Origin of the sequence: Candidatus Kuenenia stuttgartiensis, from assembly GCF_900232105.1 — a bacterium.
Lineage (GTDB): Bacteria > Planctomycetota > Brocadiia > Brocadiales > Brocadiaceae > Kuenenia > Kuenenia stuttgartiensis_A.
Genome location: NZ_LT934425.1, coordinates 3,218,306 through 3,241,643 on the forward strand (window position 1 = coordinate 3,218,306; position 23,338 = coordinate 3,241,643).

The following is a 23,338-nucleotide window of genomic DNA, read 5'->3' on the forward strand; positions in this document are numbered from 1 at the left end:
CGAATGCATCAGGCTTTCATGCCTGATACTGACAAAATATAAGGCAGAAAACAGGCCGTCGCAGCCAAAAACATATGATGGGGTGCTCTGGTGTGCAAACACTATCTCTGTTCATCTGCCGCATCTTATTTTATCGAAGGGTATATTGTTTTGTGTTGTAACAAAAGGTGGATTTATGAGAGGTAACGCGGTGGCTTTTCAGGAGGCGAAACTACAGGTTCGCATGGTTGAATGAATGGGTCATTGCAGAGAAAACATAAAAATGCCAATCGGTAGTCTGTTGCAGGGTCTTCCAGTATGTATTTAAGATTGCCCTTTATAAAAGCCAGTGTATCGCTTCCCGATTTACATTGTATACTGCTTATGAAAGAATGAAATCCGTTTTTCTGTTGCTTTGCATCATTTTGTGACACTAAACGGTCTCCGGCAGGAAAACAACAGCAATTTGTCCTGCAATCCGCTTCGGATTTGCAGCCACATTCATGATCCATACACGAAAATGCAACCTGCTTTTTCGGAGGGTTAATAACAATGCCGGCGCTGCATAACGCCAAAAACACCATAATCAGTATCTGAAAACAGGCGATACTATTTCTGATTCTGTTCATTCTCATAATTGATAGAATTGAGTTTTATCCTTTACAGAAAAGGCACATTTTATTCCCGGAAGACAACATTTACAAGCATATTATCTTGCGGTAAATCAGTCGCCGTTGACGGAAGATTTTTCCTGCATTGGTGTTTTTCAAAAAAACGAAACCGTTTACATGTTTTCAAACGGGGATTGTCGCATAAAAAATGGTGCAATATTTCCTTTGATATAATACGGGTAACGAATAAAATAGAGCCTGTTAATAAATGGTGAAATCCGAAACACTAAATCCGAAGCAAATTCTAATGACAAAATGATTTGAAATTCTAAACAAGTGCACCTTTAGTATCTCGCGTCTCGTGCTTCATATTGTTGCCTGCCTGTGCGTGATTGCACGCAGACAGGTATGTTTTGGATTTGTTTTGAATTTTATGCTTTGTTATTCGGATTTGTTTCGTACTTCGTATTTCGTATTTTTTATTTCCTGTTTGTTTGGTTCTGGCTATGCCAGTTTAGGAAAGGCAGTATGATATGGCAGGTTTATTCCGAAGGGGAACGATGGTTTCCGATGAAAGAGAAAAAAATAGTAAATCAAAAAAGGAGGTTGGGATGGGAGAGGGAAATATAACGTATTTGACGCCGGATGCGGAGTTCAGGGGTACTATTAAGTTTACCAGAACGCTAAAAATTGACGGAAAATTTGACGGAGAGATGTTAACAGACGAAGGAGAGGTTATTGTCGGAAGCACCGGCGTTGTCAAGGCGAATGTTAAGGTGAAGAATGCCATTGTCGAGGGGCAAGTGGACGGAAATATTATCGCTTCTGAAAGGGTTGAACTTAGGAAAAACGCAAAATTAATGGGGGATTTGCAGGCGAAAACGCTTGTAATTGACGAAGGCGTTATATTTGTCGGCAAATGCAGCGTACATCCTGAAGGATTTACGGAGAGGCCTAAAATGAACGAAAACAAGACGGCAGGTAAAGCCCTGTAGGCTGGAGGTACGAAGTACGATTTAAAATCTAAAATCGTACTTCGTAAATCTAAAAGTAACGAGGTTTTTACAGAGCATGCGATATCCCCCTTATTTGTGGTATTTTTAATCTGATGAAGTTTAAAAACAATGAAGTGCCTGATGTTATCGAAATAACATGCCCCTATTGCAAGGGCTGTCTTACCGTATCGGTTTATTGCGAGTCGATACTATGCAGCCATTGTAGCCGGCATGTCAATGTGAAAGAAATCCTTTCCCCTTCCCAAAAAGCAAAAAGCACAACTGTTGGGAAAAGAGAGGTTTTTTGTTTTAAGTGCGGGAAGGGAATTTATGCAGATAAAAACGCGCAGGCGGTATCATGTATTTATTGTTATAACCGAAATGAACTGAGCGATTACAAGGTAAAATCGATTTTAGGAAGAAATCTTCAGACTCACGGTACGTTGTATTTAAAGAAAAAAGGAACGATAGAGATATCAAATATTTTGGTTGGGAATGCCTTTATCGATGGCAAAATAAACGGCGACCTCACCGCAATGGGCGCGGTGGAAATTTTAAAACATGGAGAAGTTCATGGCACAATAACCTGCCGTAAATTAATAGTAAAAAAAGGCGGTATTTTTGAAGGAAGTGTACGAATGTTGCAAGGCGAGGCAAGGCCTTAACCAATCGGCAATCGGTAGTCCTCAATCTGCAAATTGCCGACTACCGACTAACGACTGCTATCGGGCAAGTTTCGTATTGTACTGCTGCTGGAATTTGAAGAGGGAGGCGTTGTGGAAAAAGAAGTTGCCGTACTCTATAAATGGGCGTCTGTACTTGCCCTTATTACTATATTTTATAATATTGCGGAAGGCGGCGTTTCTGTTGGTTTTGGGCTCGGAGATGAGACTGTTTCACTTTTTGGTTTTGGATTAGATTCATTTGTGGAAGTGATTTCAGGCGTAGGCATCTGGCATATGGTGAGGAGGCAGCGGAAGAACCCTGCTGCGGTACCTGATATATTTGAACGACAAGCGCTCCGGATAACGGGTTTTGCCTTTTATTTGCTTACGTTTGGGCTTGCAGGTACTGCCATAGTAAATATTTTTACCCATCATCATCCGGAAACTACGTTTTGGGGTATTATTATCGCAGCAGTCTCTATTGTCACCATGTGGATATTGATTCATTATAAGGTGAAAATTGGCAAGGCGCTTCGCTCTCCGGCGATATTAGCCGATGCAAATTGTACAAAAACGTGTGTATATCTTTCCTTTGCGCTCCTTTTTGCGAGCATCGGTTATGAACTTACCGGTATAGGCTGGTTTGACTCAATTGGTGCGGTAGTGATCGCAGGTTTTTCCTGGAAGGAGGGTCGGGAATCATTTTTGAAGGCAAAGGGTATCGGATGTAAGTGCCAGACAAATTGCCCCTGAACATTTATACTCAGACGGTTCACCATTTGTGGTATAGCTAAAAGCACCTATTTTTAGAGTAATTTCAGAACTCCTGAATTTAGAGTTTGAGAGCATTATTATTTTGTTGAGGCGATTGTTATGCGGACAGAATATATTCACAAAGCAATGGATATGGCGAAGTACGGGATAATTGAAGATAACCATACATACTGGGGAGAGATGCCATGTTTTAAGGGGGTATGAGGCAGGGCAAAGACGCTTGAAGAATGCCGTGAGGAATTGCGGGAAACCCTCGAAGAATGGATTGTATTCAGGTTAAAAAATCAACTTGAACTGCCTGAAATTGGTCGCAAAATTGATTAATAATATGGATAAGGTTATTTCAAGCGGACCAATTTGTTGCGGAGCGTGGTTCTTGGAATACCGAGTATTTCTGCCATCTTCACCTGATTACCGTTTGTTTTCTGGTGCGCCCATTCGATAAGTCTTTTTTCTACCTCGGTAAGAACATCGTGTAATTGAATTGTTTGAGTGTTTGATAAATCCATAGAAATGAGTTTTTTGTGGATTTCTACTCTTTTTAAATAATCAGGCAGTGTATCGATAGTAATGCCATGAGAATGGGAAAACGCAACGGCATGTTCTATTACATTTTCAAGTTCTCTTACATTTCCGGGCCAGTTATATTCCATAAGAACATTTAAGGTTTCCCTGGAGACTCCCGGCAAGGCGTCTTCATGCCTTGATACAAATTTTTTAAGAAAATAATTGATTAAACGAGGGATATCGTCCTTCCTTTCACGAAGGGGGGGAATGGTAATCGGCACCACGTTTAACCGGTAAAACAAATCTTCCCGGAACTCTCCCTTTTTTGCCAGTAGCAGAAGATCTTTTTTGGTGGCGCAAATGATCCTTACGTTAATGGAAAGGGTTTTTTCGCCGCCTACTCTTTCAAATGTCCTTTCCTGGATTACCCGCAACAATTTTACCTGCATATCCAAAGGGATGTCATCCACATCGTCGAGGAAAATAGAGCCTCCGTTTGCAAGCTCAAATCTGCCGCGTCTTGTCTTTATCGCACCGGTAAAGGAGCCTTTTTCATGTCCGAAAAGTTCGCTTTCCAGTATTTCTCTGTTTAGGGCGGCGCAGCTTACCCGGATAAAGGGACCCATTTTCCTGCCGCTATGATAATGCACTGCCCCCGCAATTTTTTCTTTGCCGGTACCGCTCTCTCCCTGTATGAGAATGGTGGAATCTCTGTCAGATATTTCTTTTACCGTTTCAATAAGTTTTTTCATTGCGTGACTGCTTCCAACGATATTATGAAACTCAAATTCAGATTGTATTTCTCTTCTCAGGCGGGTCACTTCAGCGGTTGTGTTTTTGTGTTGAAGCGCCCTTTGTAACTTAATGATCAATTCGTCAGTGGAAAAGGGTTTTGCAATATAGTCATACGCCCCTTCCTTTGTTGCGGCGACAGCGCTTTCGAGGGTTCCATACGCAGTCATAATTACGACTATAATGTCCGGATTATAATTTTTAATTTCTTTTAACAGCTCCATGCCATTCATGTTTGGCAATCGTAAGTCCGTCACCACTATGTCAAATTCTTCCGACCTTATCAAACTCATCCCTTCATTTGCGTTGTCAACAGAACTTACATCATACCCTTCTTTTTTTAACTGACTCTCCAGTGAAATCCTCATTAGTTTTTCATCATCGACAATTAAAATCTTGTTGCTCATGTGAAACTCCTAAACTGGCATTGCCAGAACAAAATAAGCACGAAATACGAAATACGAAAGGCGGAACCAAAGATTACACAGATTGTACAGATTAAAAAAATTAAACATTCGGATTTTACCATTTAATATTTAAACCGCCGGTTCTCAAGCTGGAGCTTGGGAACTAGCGGTTTTTTTCATAGAACTAAAGTATAAAATTATTTTATCCTCTCCATTCTGCCGCGGTGGTTTTTTTTAAGTTAACAGGAAAATATTGCTATTGTAAAGAGAAAGTGTTTTTTAGTCGCTGTTTTACGTCATTGTACGGTTTTCCCAGGCGTCTTTATCCGCAGTCCTTGCTACGTTGTTGCCTTTCTCACAGGCAAACATATAGAGAATGTTGTTCCTTTGCCGGGCTTGCTATCCACAAAAATGTTTCCGTCATGGTCTTCCACAATCCTTTTGCTAATGGCAAGTCCCAGGCCGCTTCCCATTTCTTTTGTGGTGAAAAAAGGGTTGAAGATCCTGCTGGCAATATCATCGTTAATGCCAGGCCCGGTATCGGTAATTTTTATGTGTATGCTTGATTTCAGATGGTTGCAATGGCCGGTGGCAATGGTGAGTTTTCCGCCGTCATCCATGCAGTCAAGCGCGTTTACCAGAATGTTAATTATCACCTGTGAAATCTGATCAGCATCTGCGTAAATTTCCGGCAAGCCGGAAAACAGACGTTCTTCCAGTGTTATCCGTTGTTCTTTGATGCGGTGATCCAAAAACCGTATGGAATTTCTTACTACCGTATTTACGCAATGATTGTCCATATGTGTTGAATAAGGACGGGAAAATGCCATGAGCTGTTTTACAATAACTTCTATCCTTTTCAATCCTTCTGCCATTAATTCCAGAAATTCTTTGTTTTGTGAAATATTTTCCGGTTCCCTGGACATCATTTTTACGAAATTTAGCAATCCTCCCAGCGGGTTGTTTATTTCATGGGCAACGCCCGCCGCCAATTCGCCGACAGCGGCAAGGCGTTCGGTTTGAATAAGCTGCATTTCCATCCTTTTTCTTTCGGTGACGTCCCTGCAAATCCATTGAATCGTCCTTTTTTTGCCATATGCAATAATACTTGCGCTAATGCTCGTGGGGATGATTCTTCCGTCAGCATGCTGGCAATCAAGGTTGTCCAGCATACCGGAGCCTTTCTTATTTATTTCACGCCATAAATGTTTGGTTTTTTGCCGGTCATATTCCGGCACAATCTCCCATATTTTTCTCCGGCTTAATTCCTTTTTTGTGTATCCCGATAGTTCTTCCGCCTTTTTGTTTGAATCAACAATATGCGCCATATCCGGGTCAAGGGTGAAAATGGCGTCATTGGCAAGATTTATTGATTCCCTGTATTTTTCTTCAGAAGCCCTCAACTGAGAGGTTCTCTCTCTTATTCTTTGTTCAAGTCCTGCGTATGATTCTTCCAGCTTTTCTGCCATTTTGTTAAACTCGGACGCAAGCCTGCCAACCTCATCTCCTGATTTAATTGATATTCTGTGGTTAAGGCTTCCCTTGCCAATTGCTTCCGCTCCCTTCACCAGTTGAAGAATCGGCTGAGTTATTCCATGGGTAATGATGAAAACGATAGCTATGATAACGAGGACGCTTGCGCTGACTAAGGTAATGACATGTATTTTTAATTTTGTAATGGGCTTAAAGGCCTCCTGTTTGTCCTGCTTTACCAGCAGCCCCCACTTTACAGGGGAAATATGGCGGAAAGCGCAAAGGACTTCTACCCCTCTGTAATCATACGCTTCCATAATGCCTTCTTCCATAGAGTCGAGCATAAAAGATTCAGGCGCTATTAGTCTTATGGGAATACTCAGGCTTAGTGCAGTATTTGCCAAATGGCGCGAGTTGTTGAGAAATATCAACTTGTTGCCATTGCGGCGTACTAATAACGTTTCGCCGGTATCTTCCCTTCCCGGCCAGTCCTGCATTAACGCATTGATGGAGTCTTCCGTGTTTACCCTGATAAGAACAATGCCATTGACTTCGTCCGTTTCCTCCATAGTTATCGGATCAGTGAGTTTTGTTGTACTAAAGAAAGTCATGCCTATTTGCTTTGTATATTCTGAATAGTGGATATCTTTAAAAGGCATTCCCTTATTATTCAGGACATCAAGGTAATAAGGGAAATCCTTGTCGAACATACCGATATTGGAAGGGTTCGTGGATATAACAATTTCACCGTTTTCAATATCGAGGATAGATATCTCATCACAATAAATGAGTTTTTCCTTAAGGCTGTTTAAATATTCTGACAACCGGTTATAATACACCCTTCCGATCTCGGTTTCTTTCATACTGCCGATGGTGCGAAATGCTTTTCTCAGATACAGCAGATTGGAAAAAGATACCTCTAAAGATTTGTTTGTAGAAAGAACGCTAATATCTACGACCCTTTCCTGTAGCCAACTGTTCAGTTGTGTTTTTTTTAAATCAGCAATAGAAGTGAGTTTTTCCACCACTTTTTCGCTTAATGCCTTTTTCCCTTTTTTGTATGAAGTACTGATTACTACAAGAATCGGGATGGTAGTAATTAGTATAAGATAGAAAATAAGTTTTATTTTTATGGTCTTGAAAAAACGGAAATATGTTTTTTTCTGTTTGGGCATATTTTTTTCTGCAGTTTTCAACGGCAGTTCCAATCCTGGTTAAGTATAAGAAAGTTCATATAAATTAAACCCCGCAATGGGCATGGCAATCGCGGTATAACGACAATTTTTTCGGGTTTAGACCCTAATCCGGACAAGCAAGAATCAAACAAGCGCGAAATAAAAAATACGAAATACGAAATACGAAACAAATTTCAAAATACAAAATCCTAATAAAAAAACGGTAACACGTTAGTCTTTTGAAACTGGAAATTGTTATTTGTAGTGCGACGAGGTTCGTCGCACTACATGAATTTAGTGGGCTTAGATATTTTAAGTAAGGAACGAGCAGCAACTGTTTATATCATCCGCCCCCTACGCTTACGGCAAGCAGCGCTATTATTGAAATTTTTCAAAGAACTAAAGTATTACAAAAAAACGGGGTTTTGAATATTTCCCCTGCTTGTTTCCAAACGCTGGCTTGAAAACAAGACTACAAAAAATAGCTTAAGCACATGTACCGCAATATGATATGACTATAAAACCATTTTCATCGTTTCTGGGTATTGCTAATGCAACATGATGACTGTTTGGGAAAAAGCAGGAATCCTCCCCTTACCCCTCCAAAGCGGGAGAATGTCCCCCGGTGGCGGGGGTACAGGGGGTGGATTCGTATTTAGCATTTCGGATTTACCATTAAATATTTTGCCAAAACATGCAAAGAAATTACAGCTAAGGTACTAAAAGGCAGTTTTTACTTTTTCAAAAGACTAAAGTGTTACAAAAACGTTTATTTTACTATCCGTTCAATTTTTATATAATATTTAATCTGAATGTGATACAAATAATAAAAAAGGACTTTATTTGGCTAATTTACAGGAGCAAATGTTATGTTGAAAAAAATGAACCTTTCTTTTATTTCCTGTTTTTGCATTATAGTAACAATTCTTATTCAGTTCAAATCTATCCATGCCGAAGATGCGGATATTCCATGGCAGATGTTTCGAAGGGATTTGCAGCATACCGGCCAAAGCCCTTTTGTTGGGCCAAAAAACAGTGAGGTAAAGTGGGCTTTTAAAATTGATACGCGTATTACCTCATCTCCTGCAGTAGGGTGTGACGGCGTCATTTATTTCGGCTCGGTAGACGGCAGATTATATGCTCTTAACCAGGATGGTGCAGAAAAATGGGTACTTCAGGTAGGTGACGAAATAACAGCTTCTCCTGCTATCGGAAGGGATGGGACAATTTATATTGGTTCGCGGGATAAAAAAATGTATGCTGTTTCTCCTGAAGGAAAGGTAGTGTGGACTTATAAAACGGAGGGTATCATTCTCTCCTCGGCAGCGGTAACGAAAGATGCCGTATATTTCGGCGCTGATGATAACAACCTCTACGTCCTCTCGCTTGATGGAACATTAAAATGGAGATATACTGCCCCAAGCAATTTAAAAGCCTCCCCTTCCCTATGGGATGATGGCTCGGTCTGTATCTTTGCAGAAAAAGGCACCCTTCATGCAATTTCCGCTGATGGCGCCCAGAAGTGGGTAAAAAGAGTGGGGTCTGGCGTCTATTCCTCGTTTTCATCCCCCGCTATCGGAAAAGATGGGGTGGTGTATGTCGGCGCGGATAATGGGAGAATGGTTGCCATAAATCCTGACGGAAACATTCGCTGGTATGTCAATACCGGCAAAGCGGTGCATAGCAGTCCTGCAATAGGAAAGGATGGGGCAATTGTGTTCGGCGCATATAATGGCTTTGTATATGCTATTTATCCTGACTGTAAATTAAAGTGGAGCTTTAGAACAGGGGGTTGGGTAGAATCATCCCCTGCAATCGATGCCGATGGAACTGTTTACATTGGTTCCAGTGACGGAAAACTTTATGCCATCGACTCAAAAGGCAATTTGAAATGGTCATTCCAAACAATGGCCGCGGTTGAAGCATCACCTGCCATTGGGCCAAATGGCGCAATTTACATCGGTTCCAATGATAATCATTTTTATGCAATTGGCGGGGAAGAAAGAGATACTCCAGTGCCTCTGTTCGATAAATAGTACCTTAACATATGAGGTACTATTTAAAATCGTACATCCCAAACCGTAATTCGTAAATCTAAAAAGATGAATAGCAAAGGGAAAATCAGTAGACGAGGTTTTTTAAAGACAGGCATTGCCGTAGGCGCGGGAGTGTATGGACTTCCGTATCTTCGTGCAATAAAGAAGAAACCTACGCTGAAACAATTGAAGGAACATGATCTGAAGCCAGGGATAGTTGTGGTTCACGGAGATAGTGCAAACGCAAATGGAGAAGATGTGGTTGTTAAAGAAATGGTAAGGCGTGCAATAAGCGCACTGGGTGGGATGCGTAAACTTGTTTCCAATGGCGACCGGGTACTTATCAAGCCAAACATTGCATGGAACCAGTCTCCGGAATTTGCAGCCAATACAAACCCCTGCGTCGTTGCCGCGCTTGTTGCATTATGTAAAGATGCAGGTGCCCGTTCGGTAGTGGTTATGGACCATACATGTTCCGCAAACCCAGAAACATCTTACAATAGGAGCGGCATTGTTTCCGCCGCCATCCGGGCTGGTGCGAAGGTTTCATACATAAACAAAAATCGGTTCAGGGATTTTGTTATCCCGGACGGCACGGTTTTAAAACAGTGGTCATTTTACGAGGAAATGGTGTATAAGGACGAAGTCGACGTCCTCATTAATGTGCCCATAGCGAAACAACATGGCACATCAAGGCTTTCCATGGCTTTGAAAAATGTCTTTGGCATGATCGGAGGAGACAGGGGAAGTCTGCATACCGATATACACCCAAAAATTGCAGATCTCAACAAATTTGTGAAAGTAGATCTTACCGTGCTTGACGCCTTCAGGATTTTAAAAAAGAACGGACCCACTGGCGGACGGCTGGATGATGTAGATAATTCGCAGGAACACGCAAGGCGCATCATTGTCAGCACTGACCCCGTTGCAGTTGACGCATATGGCGCAACATTGTTTGGCATTCAGCCAAAGGACGTGGGCTATATCAGGAAATCCCATGAAGAGGGATTAGGGGAAATCGATTATACATCAATGGGTTTTGAAGAATTTCACGTGTAATCAACGGCGATGCAGGACAAACACACACAAAACAATTGGCCTTTTCATTTCCGCAGGGTCATACAATACATTAGCTTCTCGGCATTCATTTATCTGCTGCTCTTTTTAGATCCTCTAACCGAAAGAGATGCACCGGCGAACATATTTCTTCGCATGAGGCCCCTTTCTGCTATAGGGGCAATGATGGCGGTAAGGGCGTTTATTTTCAACTACTGGCCTGCATTCATTGTCTTATTGCTAACGATACCCTTTGGGCGCTATTTCTGCGCGTGGATTTGCCCTCTGGGAACAACAATAGATATCACAGACCGTTTTTTTGCCAGTTTTCGAAAACATGCGCAAAGAAGGCTCTATGACGGAAGATGTCTGAAATACTATCTCCTTGCATTTCTTTTATTAAGCCTGCTCCTGGGGCTGCAATGCGCCGGATGGTTTGATCCCCTCTCCATCGCGACAAGCGTATTTGCAATGAGTATCCATCCTTATATTATCCATCTGGACGATTCCCTTTTTGTTTATTTGGAACATATTCCTCTTTTGGGTTATTTATTTTCCTTTTTTCATGCCTTTTTCCAGAAAATCCTTTTTGCCTGGCATGCCCCTTTCTTCCGTTCACACGGAATCATTTTGTTTGCCTTTGTGATCATCATTGCCTTTGGAATGGTATTGCGGCGCTACTGGTGCAGGAATATTTGTCCGATGGGTGCGCTGTTTGCTCTTTTCTCCGACTGGTCATTCTTTAAACGGAATGTTTCGTCAACATGCACAAGCTGCGGTTTGTGTGTTGAAAAATGCGGTATGGGTGCAATGGAAAGCGATGGGAAAAGCACGAAAGAGGGAGAGTGTATTTTGTGTATGACCTGCCGGAAGGTGTGTCCGGAACAGAGTGTCACCTTCAGGAGGTTTCAGCCTTCTTTGCAAAAACATGCTATCAGCCTTTCCAGGAGGGCATTTGTTGTAAGCGGGATTACCGGCGCGGCAATCGCCCCTTTTTTGAAATTAAACTACCGGAAAAAAATAAACAAGGAAACCGTTTCCATAATTCGTCCGCCAGGTGCGGTGAATGAAAAAGAATTTATTGCCCGCTGCATACGGTGCGGGGAGTGTATGAAGGTTTGCAAAACGAACGGACTGCATCCTGTGTTATTGGAATATGGCATTGAAGGCATATGGACGCCGCAATTAATACCCCGGATAGGATATTGTGATTATGGATGTGTGCTGTGCACACGGGTATGTCCGTCAGGGGCTATAAAACCTTTGCCGCTTGAAGAAAAACGGTGGGTCGCGTTAGGAAAGGCCAGAATAGACCATAACAGATGTATTCCATGGGTGGGCTATTCACGCCTTCCCGAACTGAAGAAGGAATGGCAGGATTTTAATTGCGGTGTATGTGAAGAGGTGTGCCCCGTTCCGACAAAGGCGATCCATTTTAATACCTATGTGGACGAACAAGGCCGGGAAATTCGCAGGCCTTTTGTAAGAGAAGATGTTTGCGTAGGGTGCGGTTTCTGTGAAAAGGTCTGCCCCGTTTTAGGGACTTCCGCTATTGTCGTGGAAGGCATCCAGCCGCAAACTACGGTAAAAAAAGAAAGGTCTGTAAAAATAGTATCGTCCGGCAACTTTCTCCCCAAAACACTTGGAAAGTGGAAAAGGATTGCAGAGCCGAGGATTTACGAAGGAGGCGAAAAATTATATGAATATATAAATGGAGGCGCGGAGCTGTATTTAGCGTATTCGTTTATCCGGGTGACGAATGCGGAGTATGGAGATGATACAGGGAAGAGGATTTCCATAGATGTTTGGGAGTTTGAAACTGCGGAAGACGCATTCGGCGTCTTCACAAAAGACCGTGCGGGTATTGGGATACCATTAGGCAACAGGGCGTCTTTGTTTGAAAATTACTTGTGTGTATGGAATGATGTGTATTGCATAAAGGTAGCGCCATGGGAGGGCAGTATTTCTGGCGGAGAAATTACTTCTTTTGGTAAATCCATTATCGATTTAATGCCCTACAAAAAAGAAATCCTCCCCGATATAGTACGTTATTTGCCGGAGGATTCTCTTGTGAAAGAAAGCCTGAAATTTTTTCACGAAAAGATCATTCTGGATAATATCTATATATCCGATAATTTTATTGAAGAAAATGTATTTCATTTAAGCAAACAGACGGACGCCCTTATCGCAGAATACAAAACGAGGGAAGAGACCGCCCCTTTACTGCTACTGTTGATAAAATATCCAGACCGTGATGCGACATCAATCGCATTTGAAGCGGTGGTTCAGTTGTGGAGGTCATGGGGAGAAAAAGAGACGCACTCAAATGCCATCCATACCTTTCAAAACGAAAACGGATACTTTACCTCATGGTTGCAGGAAAAACATCTTCTGTCAGCAACATTTCTTTCCCAAAAAAAGGAAGAGGGTGAAGAATTGCTTCGCCGTGTACTGCAAAATGATAAAATCAAATAAAGGACTCGAGCGGTCGGCAATCTACAATCGGCTTTCAATAGAGGCCAGAGGTCGGAGGTCAGATGTCCGCGAAAAACTCTGACTTCTGAAATTGGCAATCGGCAAAATTGCAGATTGAGGGTTGCGCCTTGCGCTTTTCCCCCGGAGCTATTTATTTGACGCCGAATTAATTATTGACAAAAAAATGAATGATTTTATAATGTACTTACTAAAACAATAGCTCTTTTTTATAGTAACTATTGATAAAGGCAAACCAGTCGTGAGGCTGGGACGCAAAGCAAAGAGTCTTTAACTTATTCAGCGGCGCACAAAGCGTAAAACAAAAAATCCGCAGAAGGATGAAGAGAAAAATTTCGCGATACCGCTAAACAGTGAAGAAAGCCCTGCTACCGAATAAAAAACTGTATAACGTTTATTTTATTCCGTAGCAGGGCTTTTTTATTTATTACTATAGTGTGATTTAAAATGAATACAATGAGAAATCGTACATACGAAAAGATTATTCAATATGTGTCGTTAACAATGATTGTTGCGGCAGGAGGTATTATTGGCGCCTTGCCTCTTATTAGCAGCAGTTCCGCAGAGGTAAGAACGGTGATATCGGAAAGCGATATGCTGAGAGCGGCATTTGCACAAAAAATATCTCAGATTTGCGAGATAGATACAATAGATACAAAGGAAAGACCGTGGCAATATATTGTTATACACCATAGCGCTTCAGAGAAAGGAAATGCAACCCGGTTTGATACCTATCATAGAGAAAAGAAAGGGTGGAAGTATGGATTGGCATATCACTTTGTGATTGGCAATGGAACTCTTTCTGGCGATGGAGAAATAGAGGTAGGAAATCGCTGGAAGAACCAAATTCATGGCGCTCACACGGCAAATATGGATTGCAACCAGGTGGCGATAGGCATTTGCCTCGTGGGTGATTTTGAAAACGGCGGGAAACCTTCTGAGGATCAATTTGATTCGCTGGTTAGGTTGACCCGTTATCTTTCCTCGAAATATGACATCCCTTTATCGAACATCATATTACATAGCCAGGTTCATCAAAAAGGAACTGCATGCCCCGGTAAAAATTTCCCCATGGCTGAATTTAAGACGAGTTTAATTCAGTTTGCCTCTAACGAAATATCCCCTTCGCGAAAATCATAACCACAAAGCACATAAAGTTTAACCACAAAGGGCCTAGCGCGGCCTTTGGCCGCAACCAAAAAGGTGATTTTTAGTTTATTATAAAGTATAGTAGTATCCTCGTAAATAGTAATCAGACAATTTGGAGGACACTACTTATGAATAAGTTGATGGAATTATATCGAGACAGGATCGTGGGTGCAATAAGCGGTCTGGACAGGATTCGTTTTCGCGGGACATTGCGGTGGTTGGCCAGTGAGCGTGGGATGGGAACATTCATGAACCAAGCGAGAATTCTGCTTAAGGATTTTTCCGGTTGGGTCAATGGGCTTACGGCACAGGTGCGAGACAGTTGTGAATCGCGGGCGAAAGATTTGGGTATCGAGGTGCGGTATTTGATGAGCAGCGGTGTTGATAAGGAGAAGTTGGCTCGCCAGATCGCGGCGGATAAGAGGATTACGGAAGGTTCCATCTGCCTGTTGAGTGTGGTAGAGCCTTGTATTGCGCCGATGGTCAAGGGCAACAAGGCCAGCAAGAAGCTCGAGTTGGTAATGGCGCCCCGCAAGTGTGTCTTTGTGTATCATTATTTTAATGATCCAGTGTTTGGTTTTGGTCATGTTCGTATCCAGAGTTGGGCGCCGTTTAATATTTTCATTTGTCTCAATGGTCGTCATTGGCTGGAGCGGCAACTTCAGAAGCAAGGTATTGATTATGTTAAGGACGGCAACTGTTTTGTGCGTATAGAGGATATTGCGGCTGCGCAGGTTCTGCTCCATGAGCAGCTTAAGACTGACTGGGCGAAGCTGCTGAACGGGCTTGCGTTGGGCAGTTGCCCGGCATTGTCGCAGATTCTTCGTCCGTTGGAACCGGAGTATTACTGGTCTGCGGATGAGACGGAGTGGGCGACGGACATCATGTTTAAATCGGTTGAGGCATTGGAGGAGTTGTTTCCATCGTTTGTTCATCATGCGATGCGGGTTTGCGACAGTTCTTCGGTGATGAAGTATTTGGGTAGGCGTAACCTTGCAGGCGCTGCCCCTGATGAGGTTATCAGCGACTATCGAAGACGCTATGAAGGTATACGGGTCAAGCACAGTGTGAATTATAATTCAGTGAAGATGTATAACAAGAGCGGTAGTCTCTTGCGTATTGAGACAACGATCAATAATACGCGGGACTTTAAGGTCTTTCGGAGTCCCAATGATGATGAAGGCAAACCGGCGTCATGGCAGAAGATGCGTAAGGGCGTAAGCGATCTTCATCGACGGTGTGAGGTGAGCCAACAATGCAATGATCGTTATGGGGATGCTTTGGCGGCGGCTCAGGTAGAGGAGAAACTGAAAGAAGTGGTGAGCAGCGCTTGTAACAAGGTTGTCAAAGAGGGCAAGAGGTATCGAGGTTTGAATCCCTGGCAGCAGGATGATTACCAGATGCTGATGTTCCTGTCCAAAGGCGAAAACGCGATAAATGGATTCCGCAACCATGATTTGCGTAAGTGGCTTTACCGGGAATCCGAACAATCCGGCAAGGATCAGCAAAAGAAATATTCCGGACGAACGACCCGACGGATAAAGATGCTGCGGGCACACGGTCTAATCCGCAAAGTTCCGAGGGCCAACCGCTATGTTTTGACGGAGAAAGGCCAGAAGTTCTCTTGTTCACTGATGACCGCTTCAGCCCTTGATATTAAAGCACTTACGGAAATGGCGGCATGAAAAACACGCATAAAAAACAAGAAATTGATGGATAGTAGTACAAAGACTAACCACATAGGACACAATGACTGAAAACGAGCTTTCACATAAAATTATAGGGATAGCAATAGAAATACATAATGCATTTGGTCTCGGCTTGCTGGAAAGCGCATACAAAGAGTGTATGTATTACAAAATTAGCAAATCAGGACTTTTTGTAGAAAAAGAAAAACCGATGCCGCTGTTTTTTGAAGAAGTACAATTAGAATGTGGCTACAGGATAGATTTGTTGGTAGAGAATAAATTGGTGCTTGAAATAAAAAGTGTTGACGCATTAAATAATATTCACCTTGCACAAACCCTCACCTATCTGAAGTTAGGGAATTACAAACTGGGGTTATTTTTGTGGTTAATTTTTTTTATTAATCAATGAATAAAAACGCCTTTTTTGTATTAAGCGCCATCGCCTTCCTTATAATAACCATAGTTTTCTACCTAACCATAGACTCCTTACGTATACACAAGACACCTATTCGTAATAACCATCTGGAATTTCAAAGACTTTTACATGGTGTTGGTATTGGAGCAACAACGAAACCTGCCTGGTGTTTTATTAATTTTGACCCGCGAATAGACCCAAGATGTACTTGTATAGAATGGCCAATTCCGGGTGGATACTGTTATTGCCCTGACCATACCGGCACCGTTTCTTTTATCTCCGATATGATAGAAATGGGGGTGGCGGTGGAAATACTTAAATAGCCCCCTAAAAATAAGCAGGAACATTAGTTTTTGAAAAAAACACCGTGAAAAGATACGTTAATACATTTTTGAAAACTAATGCTTAATGTAAAAGAATAGCGGCAAATGAGCAACAACTTGAGAATTGAACATTGAGAATCGAATATTGAATATTTGGCCCGGTCTTCGGAACTTTCGGAAAAGCATTTTGCTTTTTCAAAAGACTAAAGTATTACATTAAATGACACTTTCAAAGTGTGATTGCACGCAGAAAGGGATATTTTGGGTTTATTTTGAATTTTATGCTTTGTTGTTCGGATTTGTTTCGGATTTCGCACTTCGCACTTCGAAATTCGTATTTTTTATTTCTTGTCTGTGGCGGAATAGTTAAGGATTTTTCAGCAATGCATCACGCAACACCTGTATTGTGTGAGTGCAGGAGACTTTTGACCCTTTTGTGGCAAGTATATCCTCAATTTGCAGACGGCAGCCCGGGCAGCCTGTTGCAACGGCCTCTGCCTTGCTATTTTCAATAGCCTTTGCCTTGTATTCGGCAATCTTCATTGACAGATCGTAGTGCAACAGATTAAAGACGCCACCACCCCCGCAGCACCGTTCCGGAGTATCCATTTCATGGAAATCGGCGGACAGCTTCAGGATGTTTCTGGGTTGTTTTGAAATATTTTGTCCCCAGTAAAGATGGCAGGGGTCGTGGTAGGTAATTTTCGTTTTTAGCGGCTTGATAGTGTACGGTAAATATTTTTCAATAAACTCAGATACGTCGTACAGTTTCTTTGCAAAAATCTGGCAAGGGTCGTTCAATGTGCGTGAATAATCTTTCCGTAATGCCCTGCCGCAGGTGGCGCATGCGGTGACAATATAATCCAGATTTTCACTTTCAAATACACGGCTATTTATCTCTGCAAGTTTACGTGCTGTCCTGAAGTCTCCCAACGAATTCGCTGGAATACCGCAGCACAACTGTTCTTCTGGTACAATTACTTCCACGCCAAGGTGGGTAAGTGTCTCAACAACCGCATCGGCGATGTCCGGATAAACATAATTGGTGAGGCATCCTACAAAAAACCCAACCCGCATTTTTGCAGTGTTTGTTTTTGTCCGGGAAGAATGCCATTTGTCCAACGCGGGTTTCTTTGCCAATGGAGGAATCCATCTTCCTCCCATAAGTGCAAAGGGGAGGTGTCTCATGGCGCCACGTTGTTTTAACGGTATGATACGCTGAAAAATACTTGCGGTTTTTAAGAAAAAATTAAAAAGCCACCTGCGGGTTAAAACGACCCTGAAAATAATACGGGGAATAAACCATATCCCAATGTGATTTGCCAGGTCATTCAGCATCGTTTGTATGATTAAATCGTAATCAACATTTGAAGGGCAGATACTGGAACACCGAAAGCATTTTTTGCATGATAGCAAATAATCTCTTAACCGTTCCGTATAAAAAATCTCACCATTCCTGATTGCCTCAGCAAGACTGATGCGCCCCCGCGCAACCATTGATTCCTCTCCGGTTTCTAAAAAAACCGGGCATATGGAGCGGCATTTCCCGCATTTCGCACATTTGTCAATTTCAGTTTTGAAGGCGTTATTATCCATGGTTATTCAAAAAAAGGGAAAAACGCTTGTACCGCCTCCCCTTTTGCAGACCCTGTTGTATTAAAAACAATACGATGCTGTTGCAAATAGTATAAATCATAATTGTTTATAAGCAATCAATTATAAAAAACAGGCATTAGTACTACTGCGACATTTTATTCTTACACCGCAAACACAGTATAGGTAAATTATTTAATATCTATAAATTTTTGTAGAATTCTGTAAAAATCATGTTAAACTGGCACTTGTCGTAGGAAAACACATTTTATTATCTAAACATTTCTTAAACAGAGAGGAGGCTATTTGTGTCTGACCATCCAAAAAATGATATGAATGAGGAGTATTGTGAAAATATAAACGAATCTGAATACGTCCAGAACGATACGGAACGTCAAAACAACAATGCAGATGAGCATCACGAAATTAATCCTGATAAAAACAAACCAGTATTTGAAAAAAAGGAACAGAAGAAAGAGGTAAATAATGTATACGGAATTCCTGTAATTGATATTGACGCTTATGCGCCAATCAAGATGGCTGACAGGGTGGGACAGGTTGGAATCGCAAAAACACAGATGAGCATGCTCACTACGCTTGTCCTGAGTATTTTGGCAGGCGTTTTTATTGCATTGGGAGCGCAGTTATCGATGCTGGTGACCCATACTGCAACCTCAAACCTTGGCATGAATCAGTTATTGGGAGGCGTAGCCTTTACCCTTGCACTTGTGCTTATTGTCATTGCAGGAGCGGAGCTTTTTACCGGCAATTGCCTTATTGCGATGTCATATATGGCTGGCAAGATTACTGGCAGAGATCTTACCAGGAATTTGATTATTGCGTTTATTGGCAATTTTATTGGGGCGTTAACGCTCGTATTGTGGATATATAATTCCGGGCAATGGACATTTAGCAATTATCTCCTGGGAGCAAAGATTGTGCTTGCAGCAAACGAAAAGGTAAACCTGCCATTTAGCGTCGCTTTTTTCAGAGGCCTTCTCTGTAATATGCTGGTTTGCCTGGCTATCTGGTTATGTTACAGCGGGAGAAGCAATATGGATAAGATACTGTCACTGTTGTGGCCCATATCCTGCCTTATCGCCTGCGGATTTGAACATTGTGTGGTGAATATGTGGCTTATACCTATGGGTATTATCCTTAAGGGAAATAGCTCAGTCCTGGCCGCCATAATGAAGGTTCAGGGCAGAGTGGACTTTTCAAACCTTACTTTTTTTAAAGGATTTATGATTGACAATCTGATTCCGGTGGTTTTAGGAAATTTGATGGGAGGTATGGTCCTGGTTGCAGGGATGTACTGGTATATTTATTTGCGTCTGACGTCAAAAAAAGAAAACAGAATTAGTTTAAAACGTATTATGGAGTATATTTTAAAAACCTAAATATTAGGAATTTCAAAGTTGCAGGGCAAAGCGGCACTTCGCTCTCCATCGAAAAAGTCGCTGAAGGCCTAACTCTATTCTCGTTCCAAAGTTCCGACTTGGGAACGCACGTACCCTGGAAGCTCCTGCTTCCATTTAATAAGAAATATTGGGGTCAAAAGACGCTTTCAAATATTTTTCAACTGGGTCCCATTCTTTTTTTATATTCGAAGCCGGAGTTTCTAAACCTATCCCGTTCCCAAGCCGGACAGACTGGGTCAAATGAACTTTTTTGCCTACAAAGTGGGGAGTTATACCCACAAAATAAAGCAGAATTGTCCATTTGGCCCAGTCTGCGGAGCTTGGGAATGAGAGGAAAAACGTATTATGGATTATATTTTAAAAACTTAAATATATTAGATTTACGATTTGGGATTTTAAATCGTACCTCGTACTTCATGCTTTGTAACGATCCGATTTCCGGTAGGCGATGCCTACCCTACATGTTTATTTCAGATATTTAAGCAAAAGATTATGTTAATTACCCGATAGTTAAGAAAGGAGGCAAAAGGTGACGGAAAGTAAAATTGCAAAACATGTTAAATTAATAGATATTGACGCCTATTCGCCGCCGCAAATTGCGGACAAAATTGACAAGATTGCTTTGGTAAAAGCAAAATTGGGTATCACCCAGACTTTTGCCCTGGGGGTTCTGGCCGGGCTTTATATCGGAATTGGTGCGCAATTCGCTACTTTAGTAATAAGCGATTCGACTTTACATTTTGGCATTAATTCATTAATTGCAGGGGTAGTGTTTTCTTTGGGTCTCATGCTTGTTGTTGTTGGAGGTGCAGAGCTCTTTACCGGCAACTGCCTTATTATTATGGGGTATGTCAGCAAGAGGGTAACTACGATGGAAGTGGCCAATAACTGGACAGTATCCTTTTCCGGCAATTTTGTGGGGAGTTTATTGATGGTATTCCTGATGTACAATACCCATCAATGGGAATTGTTTAACCATATGGTTGGTGCAAAGGCCTTGCTTATAGCAAATACAAAGGTGAATTTGTCTTTTAAATTTGCATTGGCGCGGGGTGTACTTTGCAATGCTATGGTATGCCTTGCTGTCTGGCTCTGCTTTAGCGGGCGGAGTTCTGCCGATAAGATATTATCGATTCTCTTTCCCATAGGGGGTTTTGTTGCCAGCGGTTTTGAACACTGTGTTGCAAATATGTATTTTATCCCGATAGGTATTTTCTTGTCAAAGCAACCGGAAGTTGTTGTTGCTGCTGAAAAGATGGCGGGAAAGCCCATAGACCTTTCACTTTTAACATGGAAAGGATTTTTTGTGAATAACCTTGTTCCGGTTACCCTTGGGAATATTGTGGGCGGGGTTATTCTAGTGGGTATCGTGTTTTGGTTTGTTTATCTGCGTCCTGTTATCAAAATAAATTTTAATGTCAAACAGGATTTTTTCGACAAATAGAAGCGCTTCAAAAGATACCATTTTGTCTAAGATTTCCTTTGATTATCTTTTATAGTCATATAGAATACTTGTCTGTTGGAAAATGGTGGAGGAGCTTTTATCGATCAAAAATTGTAATGGTTCCCATGATGTGTAGAACAACCCCTCAATTCCTATAAGCGCTAAGTTGTTTTTGATATTTTTTTACAGGTAGTCCAAATCGAAGTCGGCAGTCTACAGTCAGCAATCGGCAGTCTGCAATCTACCGTCGGCAAATTGCAGACCGTGGACTGTGGATTGCAGACTGAACAGTCGGCCGTCAAATATCGAACAAGGAATATGGAATAATTGAGAGAATTAACTTGTAATCGGAATGAACTGTTACTAGAAATTTAGTTTTACCTATCATAATTTTGAAGAAAAGGGAAATTCATTATGAAATTGTGCCTGAATCATTTTTACACCGGCATTGTAATTGTCCTTTTATTAACAGGAATTAATTTTGGTTGTGCGACGCAGAAAAGATCGTTGCTTATTCCGGAAGAATCCGGCAGCGGCCTGGTGGAAATCAAAGACCCAAGGCAATTTCCTTATTTCAGGGACGATTATGATAAAAACTCTCTTTTACTGTCGATAGACCATAGCCTCAGGTATTTTGCCATGTCAAAATCCAATAAATATGGATTTCGTATGAAGGATTTTTCTCATGAAAAACTGAAGGAAACCCTGGAATATTTTCGCGATGGTGTTGTACATTGTAACAATGACGCAGAACTTAATGCGTTTATAGCGGAACATTTCAGAGTCTTTCAGGCGGTTGGCAAGAAATTTTACGGGGAAGTGCACTATACTGGCTATGGGACGCCGATTTATCAAGGGAGCCTTACCGCGGATAGTGAATTTAAATACCCTCTTTACAAAAAACCTGCTGATTTCAGAAAACCCTACTTTAAAAGAAAAGAGATTCAGGAAAATAATCTCTTGAAAGGAAATGAGATTGTCTATCTTAAATCGAAATTGGACGCCTACCTTATCCATGTTCAGGGATCAGCGCAAATTGATCTTATATCGGGCAATAAGCTTTATATAGGATATGCTGCGGATTCCGGACATGAATACACCAGTATCGGCCAGCAGTTGATTTTGGATGGAAAAATACCTGAAGAAGAACTAACGCTATCTGAACTCATAAGCTACTTCGACCGGCATCCCGACGAGCTGGATTTTTATATTAATAAAAATGACCGTTTTATTTTCTTTGAAGTGGTAAATCATGCAGTGCCTCATGGGTGTATTGGCGTGCCTGTTACCCCGATGAGGAGTATTGCTACGGATAAGAAACTGTTTCCTGCCGGCGGTTTGGCATTTGTAGTCTTAGAATCGAGGACGGCAAAAAAAACAGGCTGGTTTACTAAAAAAAATGTGGTGGAAAAGCTTTTTTTTGTGTCGGACCAAGACACGGGAAGCGCCATACAGACTGCTGCCCGGGCGGATATTTATTTTGGAATCGGGGAGCGGGCAATGTCGGATGCGGGTAGTTTGAATACCTATGGAAGGCTTTATTATTTATTAAAACGTTGAGTTCTTTTTAATCCTTGCTAGTTATTTTTTGCAAAAAATCGGGAATACTCTCATTTATCATGGCAAAATGTTTGCTCTGCAATAAGCTTTTAGGGACTTGAAATACTCTATTGTACCGTAGCAATCGGCAATCGGCAGTCGATAGTCGGCAATCTACAGTCGGCAAATTGCCGATTGCCAATTGAGGAATCTGGTAGAAATGACAGTTACAGGTATATTAAATTCTTCTATGTCCCTTCTTAGTGCTACAAATGAATGTCCTTGACAACCTTTAACCAGTGTGTTAACATTTTGCCTGTGCCTTGGCGAGTTATAATTTATTGTGAGGTATGGTTTTATGGAAATTCCTGAACGGTATAAATATTCTGTGGATCATGGATGGTTTTTTGATAACAAAAAATCGATTACCTTTGGTCTCACAGATTTTTTTATTAAAGATTTGGGCAAGCTTTTGTTTTTAGACCTTCCGCGATCAGGAGATGAAATTCTCTCCGGGATATCTTTTGGGGAAATAGAATCCCTGGATAATCTGATAGATATTATACTCCCTATAAATGCTGAAGTAGTTGCTGTTAACGAGCGTTTATACGAAGATTTGGAAATATTGAGCAATGATCCTTACGTCCGTGGCTGGTTGATAAAGTTTAGGATAGAAGATGTTAATATTTTTGATGAGTTGTTAAATGCACGGGAATATGCCGAATGTATTCGTAAGTATAAGGGATTTTCCAAACAAAGACTCCAAAGAAAAATTAAGGAAAAGAAGAGTAAAAAATAACCTT

The 23,338-nt window shown here is 41.6% G+C and carries 18 protein-coding genes, 1 pseudogene and 1 riboswitch; of the genes and pseudogenes, 15 read left to right on the forward strand and 4 right to left on the reverse strand.

Annotated elements, in window-relative coordinates; all coding sequences use genetic code 11:
* Positions 1–173: 173 nt before the first annotated feature.
* The gene (locus KSMBR1_RS15005) at positions 174–608 is read right to left on the reverse strand and encodes a hypothetical protein (protein WP_157820642.1); all 435 of its coding nucleotides are present in this window, start codon (positions 606–608) and stop codon (positions 174–176) included.
* 515 nt (positions 609–1,123) lie between these two features.
* Between KSMBR1_RS15005 and KSMBR1_RS15015 the strand changes: the two genes are divergently transcribed.
* From KSMBR1_RS15015 to KSMBR1_RS23575, 4 genes and pseudogenes are all read left to right on the forward strand, one after another.
* A complete protein-coding gene (locus KSMBR1_RS15015) occupies positions 1,124–1,585 on the forward strand; it encodes a bactofilin family protein (protein ID WP_099326053.1) in 462 nt (153 codons plus the stop codon).
* Positions 1,586–1,698: 113 nt separating this feature from the next.
* Positions 1,699–2,250: a bactofilin family protein gene (locus KSMBR1_RS15020; protein ID WP_099326054.1), complete on the forward strand. Its 552-nt coding sequence runs from the start codon at positions 1,699–1,701 to the stop codon at positions 2,248–2,250.
* Between the two features lie 111 nt (positions 2,251–2,361).
* Positions 2,362–3,003 carry a cation diffusion facilitator family transporter gene (locus tag KSMBR1_RS15025; RefSeq protein WP_099326055.1) on the forward strand — a complete coding sequence of 214 codons (642 nt, stop codon included), beginning with the start codon at positions 2,362–2,364 and terminating at the stop codon, positions 3,001–3,003.
* A 120-nt stretch (positions 3,004–3,123) separates the two neighbouring features.
* Positions 3,124–3,348, forward strand: a pseudogene (locus tag KSMBR1_RS23575) (type II toxin-antitoxin system HicB family antitoxin).
* Positions 3,349–3,362: 14 nt separating this feature from the next.
* Here the strand turns inward: KSMBR1_RS23575 and KSMBR1_RS15035 are convergent.
* Positions 3,363–4,730: a sigma-54-dependent transcriptional regulator gene (locus KSMBR1_RS15035; RefSeq protein ID WP_099326056.1), complete on the reverse strand. Its 1,368-nt coding sequence runs from the start codon at positions 4,728–4,730 to the stop codon at positions 3,363–3,365.
* A 338-nt stretch (positions 4,731–5,068) separates the two neighbouring features.
* Positions 5,069–7,378 carry a PAS domain-containing sensor histidine kinase gene (locus KSMBR1_RS15040; protein WP_099326057.1) on the reverse strand — a complete coding sequence of 770 codons (2,310 nt, stop codon included), beginning with the start codon at positions 7,376–7,378 and terminating at the stop codon, positions 5,069–5,071.
* 869 nt (positions 7,379–8,247) lie between these two features.
* Here KSMBR1_RS15040 and KSMBR1_RS15045 point away from each other — a divergent pair.
* The 7 genes from KSMBR1_RS15045 (at position 8,248) to KSMBR1_RS15075 (ending at position 16,538) form a co-directional block, all read left to right on the forward strand.
* Positions 8,248–9,414, forward strand: coding sequence for an outer membrane protein assembly factor BamB (locus KSMBR1_RS15045; RefSeq protein ID WP_099326058.1), 1,167 nt, complete (start codon positions 8,248–8,250; stop codon positions 9,412–9,414).
* 66 nt (positions 9,415–9,480) lie between these two features.
* Entirely contained in the window at positions 9,481–10,473 is a 993-nt protein-coding gene (locus KSMBR1_RS15050) for a DUF362 domain-containing protein (protein WP_099326059.1), read from the forward strand.
* Positions 10,474–10,626: 153 nt separating this feature from the next.
* Positions 10,627–12,945, forward strand: coding sequence for a 4Fe-4S binding protein (locus KSMBR1_RS15055; protein ID WP_172953489.1), 2,319 nt, complete (start codon positions 10,627–10,629; stop codon positions 12,943–12,945).
* 237 nt (positions 12,946–13,182) lie between these two features.
* Positions 13,183–13,339, forward strand: a riboswitch (cyclic di-GMP riboswitch).
* 80 nt (positions 13,340–13,419) lie between these two features.
* A complete protein-coding gene (locus tag KSMBR1_RS15060; protein ID WP_164995405.1) occupies positions 13,420–14,103 on the forward strand; it encodes a peptidoglycan recognition protein family protein in 684 nt (227 codons plus the stop codon).
* Between the two features lie 137 nt (positions 14,104–14,240).
* A complete protein-coding gene (locus KSMBR1_RS15065) occupies positions 14,241–15,797 on the forward strand; it encodes a hypothetical protein (RefSeq protein WP_099323647.1) in 1,557 nt (518 codons plus the stop codon).
* Positions 15,798–15,861: 64 nt separating this feature from the next.
* Positions 15,862–16,209, forward strand: coding sequence for a GxxExxY protein (locus KSMBR1_RS15070; RefSeq protein WP_099326062.1), 348 nt, complete (start codon positions 15,862–15,864; stop codon positions 16,207–16,209).
* Positions 16,206–16,538 carry a hypothetical protein gene (locus tag KSMBR1_RS15075; RefSeq protein WP_099326063.1) on the forward strand — a complete coding sequence of 111 codons (333 nt, stop codon included), beginning with the start codon at positions 16,206–16,208 and terminating at the stop codon, positions 16,536–16,538. The genes KSMBR1_RS15070 and KSMBR1_RS15075 overlap by 4 nt, the downstream gene beginning before the upstream one ends.
* Positions 16,539–16,904: 366 nt before the next feature.
* Here KSMBR1_RS15075 and KSMBR1_RS15080 read toward each other — a convergent pair whose 3' ends face one another.
* Positions 16,905–18,134 carry a (Fe-S)-binding protein gene (locus KSMBR1_RS15080; protein WP_099326064.1) on the reverse strand — a complete coding sequence of 410 codons (1,230 nt, stop codon included), beginning with the start codon at positions 18,132–18,134 and terminating at the stop codon, positions 16,905–16,907.
* A gap of 305 nt (positions 18,135–18,439) precedes the next feature.
* On the opposite strand from KSMBR1_RS15080, the gene KSMBR1_RS15085 reads away from it, so the two are divergent.
* The 4 genes from KSMBR1_RS15085 (at position 18,440) to KSMBR1_RS15100 (ending at position 23,334) form a co-directional block, all read left to right on the forward strand.
* Positions 18,440–19,531 (forward strand): formate/nitrite transporter family protein, encoded by a 1,092-nt coding sequence (locus KSMBR1_RS15085; RefSeq protein WP_230408003.1) that lies wholly within the window; start codon positions 18,440–18,442, stop codon positions 19,529–19,531.
* Positions 19,532–20,081: 550 nt separating this feature from the next.
* Complete coding sequence (locus tag KSMBR1_RS15090) at positions 20,082–20,996, forward strand: formate/nitrite transporter family protein (protein WP_099326065.1); 915 nt, start codon at positions 20,082–20,084, stop codon at positions 20,994–20,996.
* Positions 20,997–21,410: 414 nt separating this feature from the next.
* The gene (locus KSMBR1_RS15095) at positions 21,411–22,556 is read left to right on the forward strand and encodes an MltA domain-containing protein (protein WP_099326066.1); all 1,146 of its coding nucleotides are present in this window, start codon (positions 21,411–21,413) and stop codon (positions 22,554–22,556) included.
* 337 nt (positions 22,557–22,893) lie between these two features.
* Positions 22,894–23,334 carry a glycine cleavage system protein H gene (locus tag KSMBR1_RS15100; RefSeq protein WP_099326067.1) on the forward strand — a complete coding sequence of 147 codons (441 nt, stop codon included), beginning with the start codon at positions 22,894–22,896 and terminating at the stop codon, positions 23,332–23,334.
* Positions 23,335–23,338 lie beyond the last annotated feature (4 nt).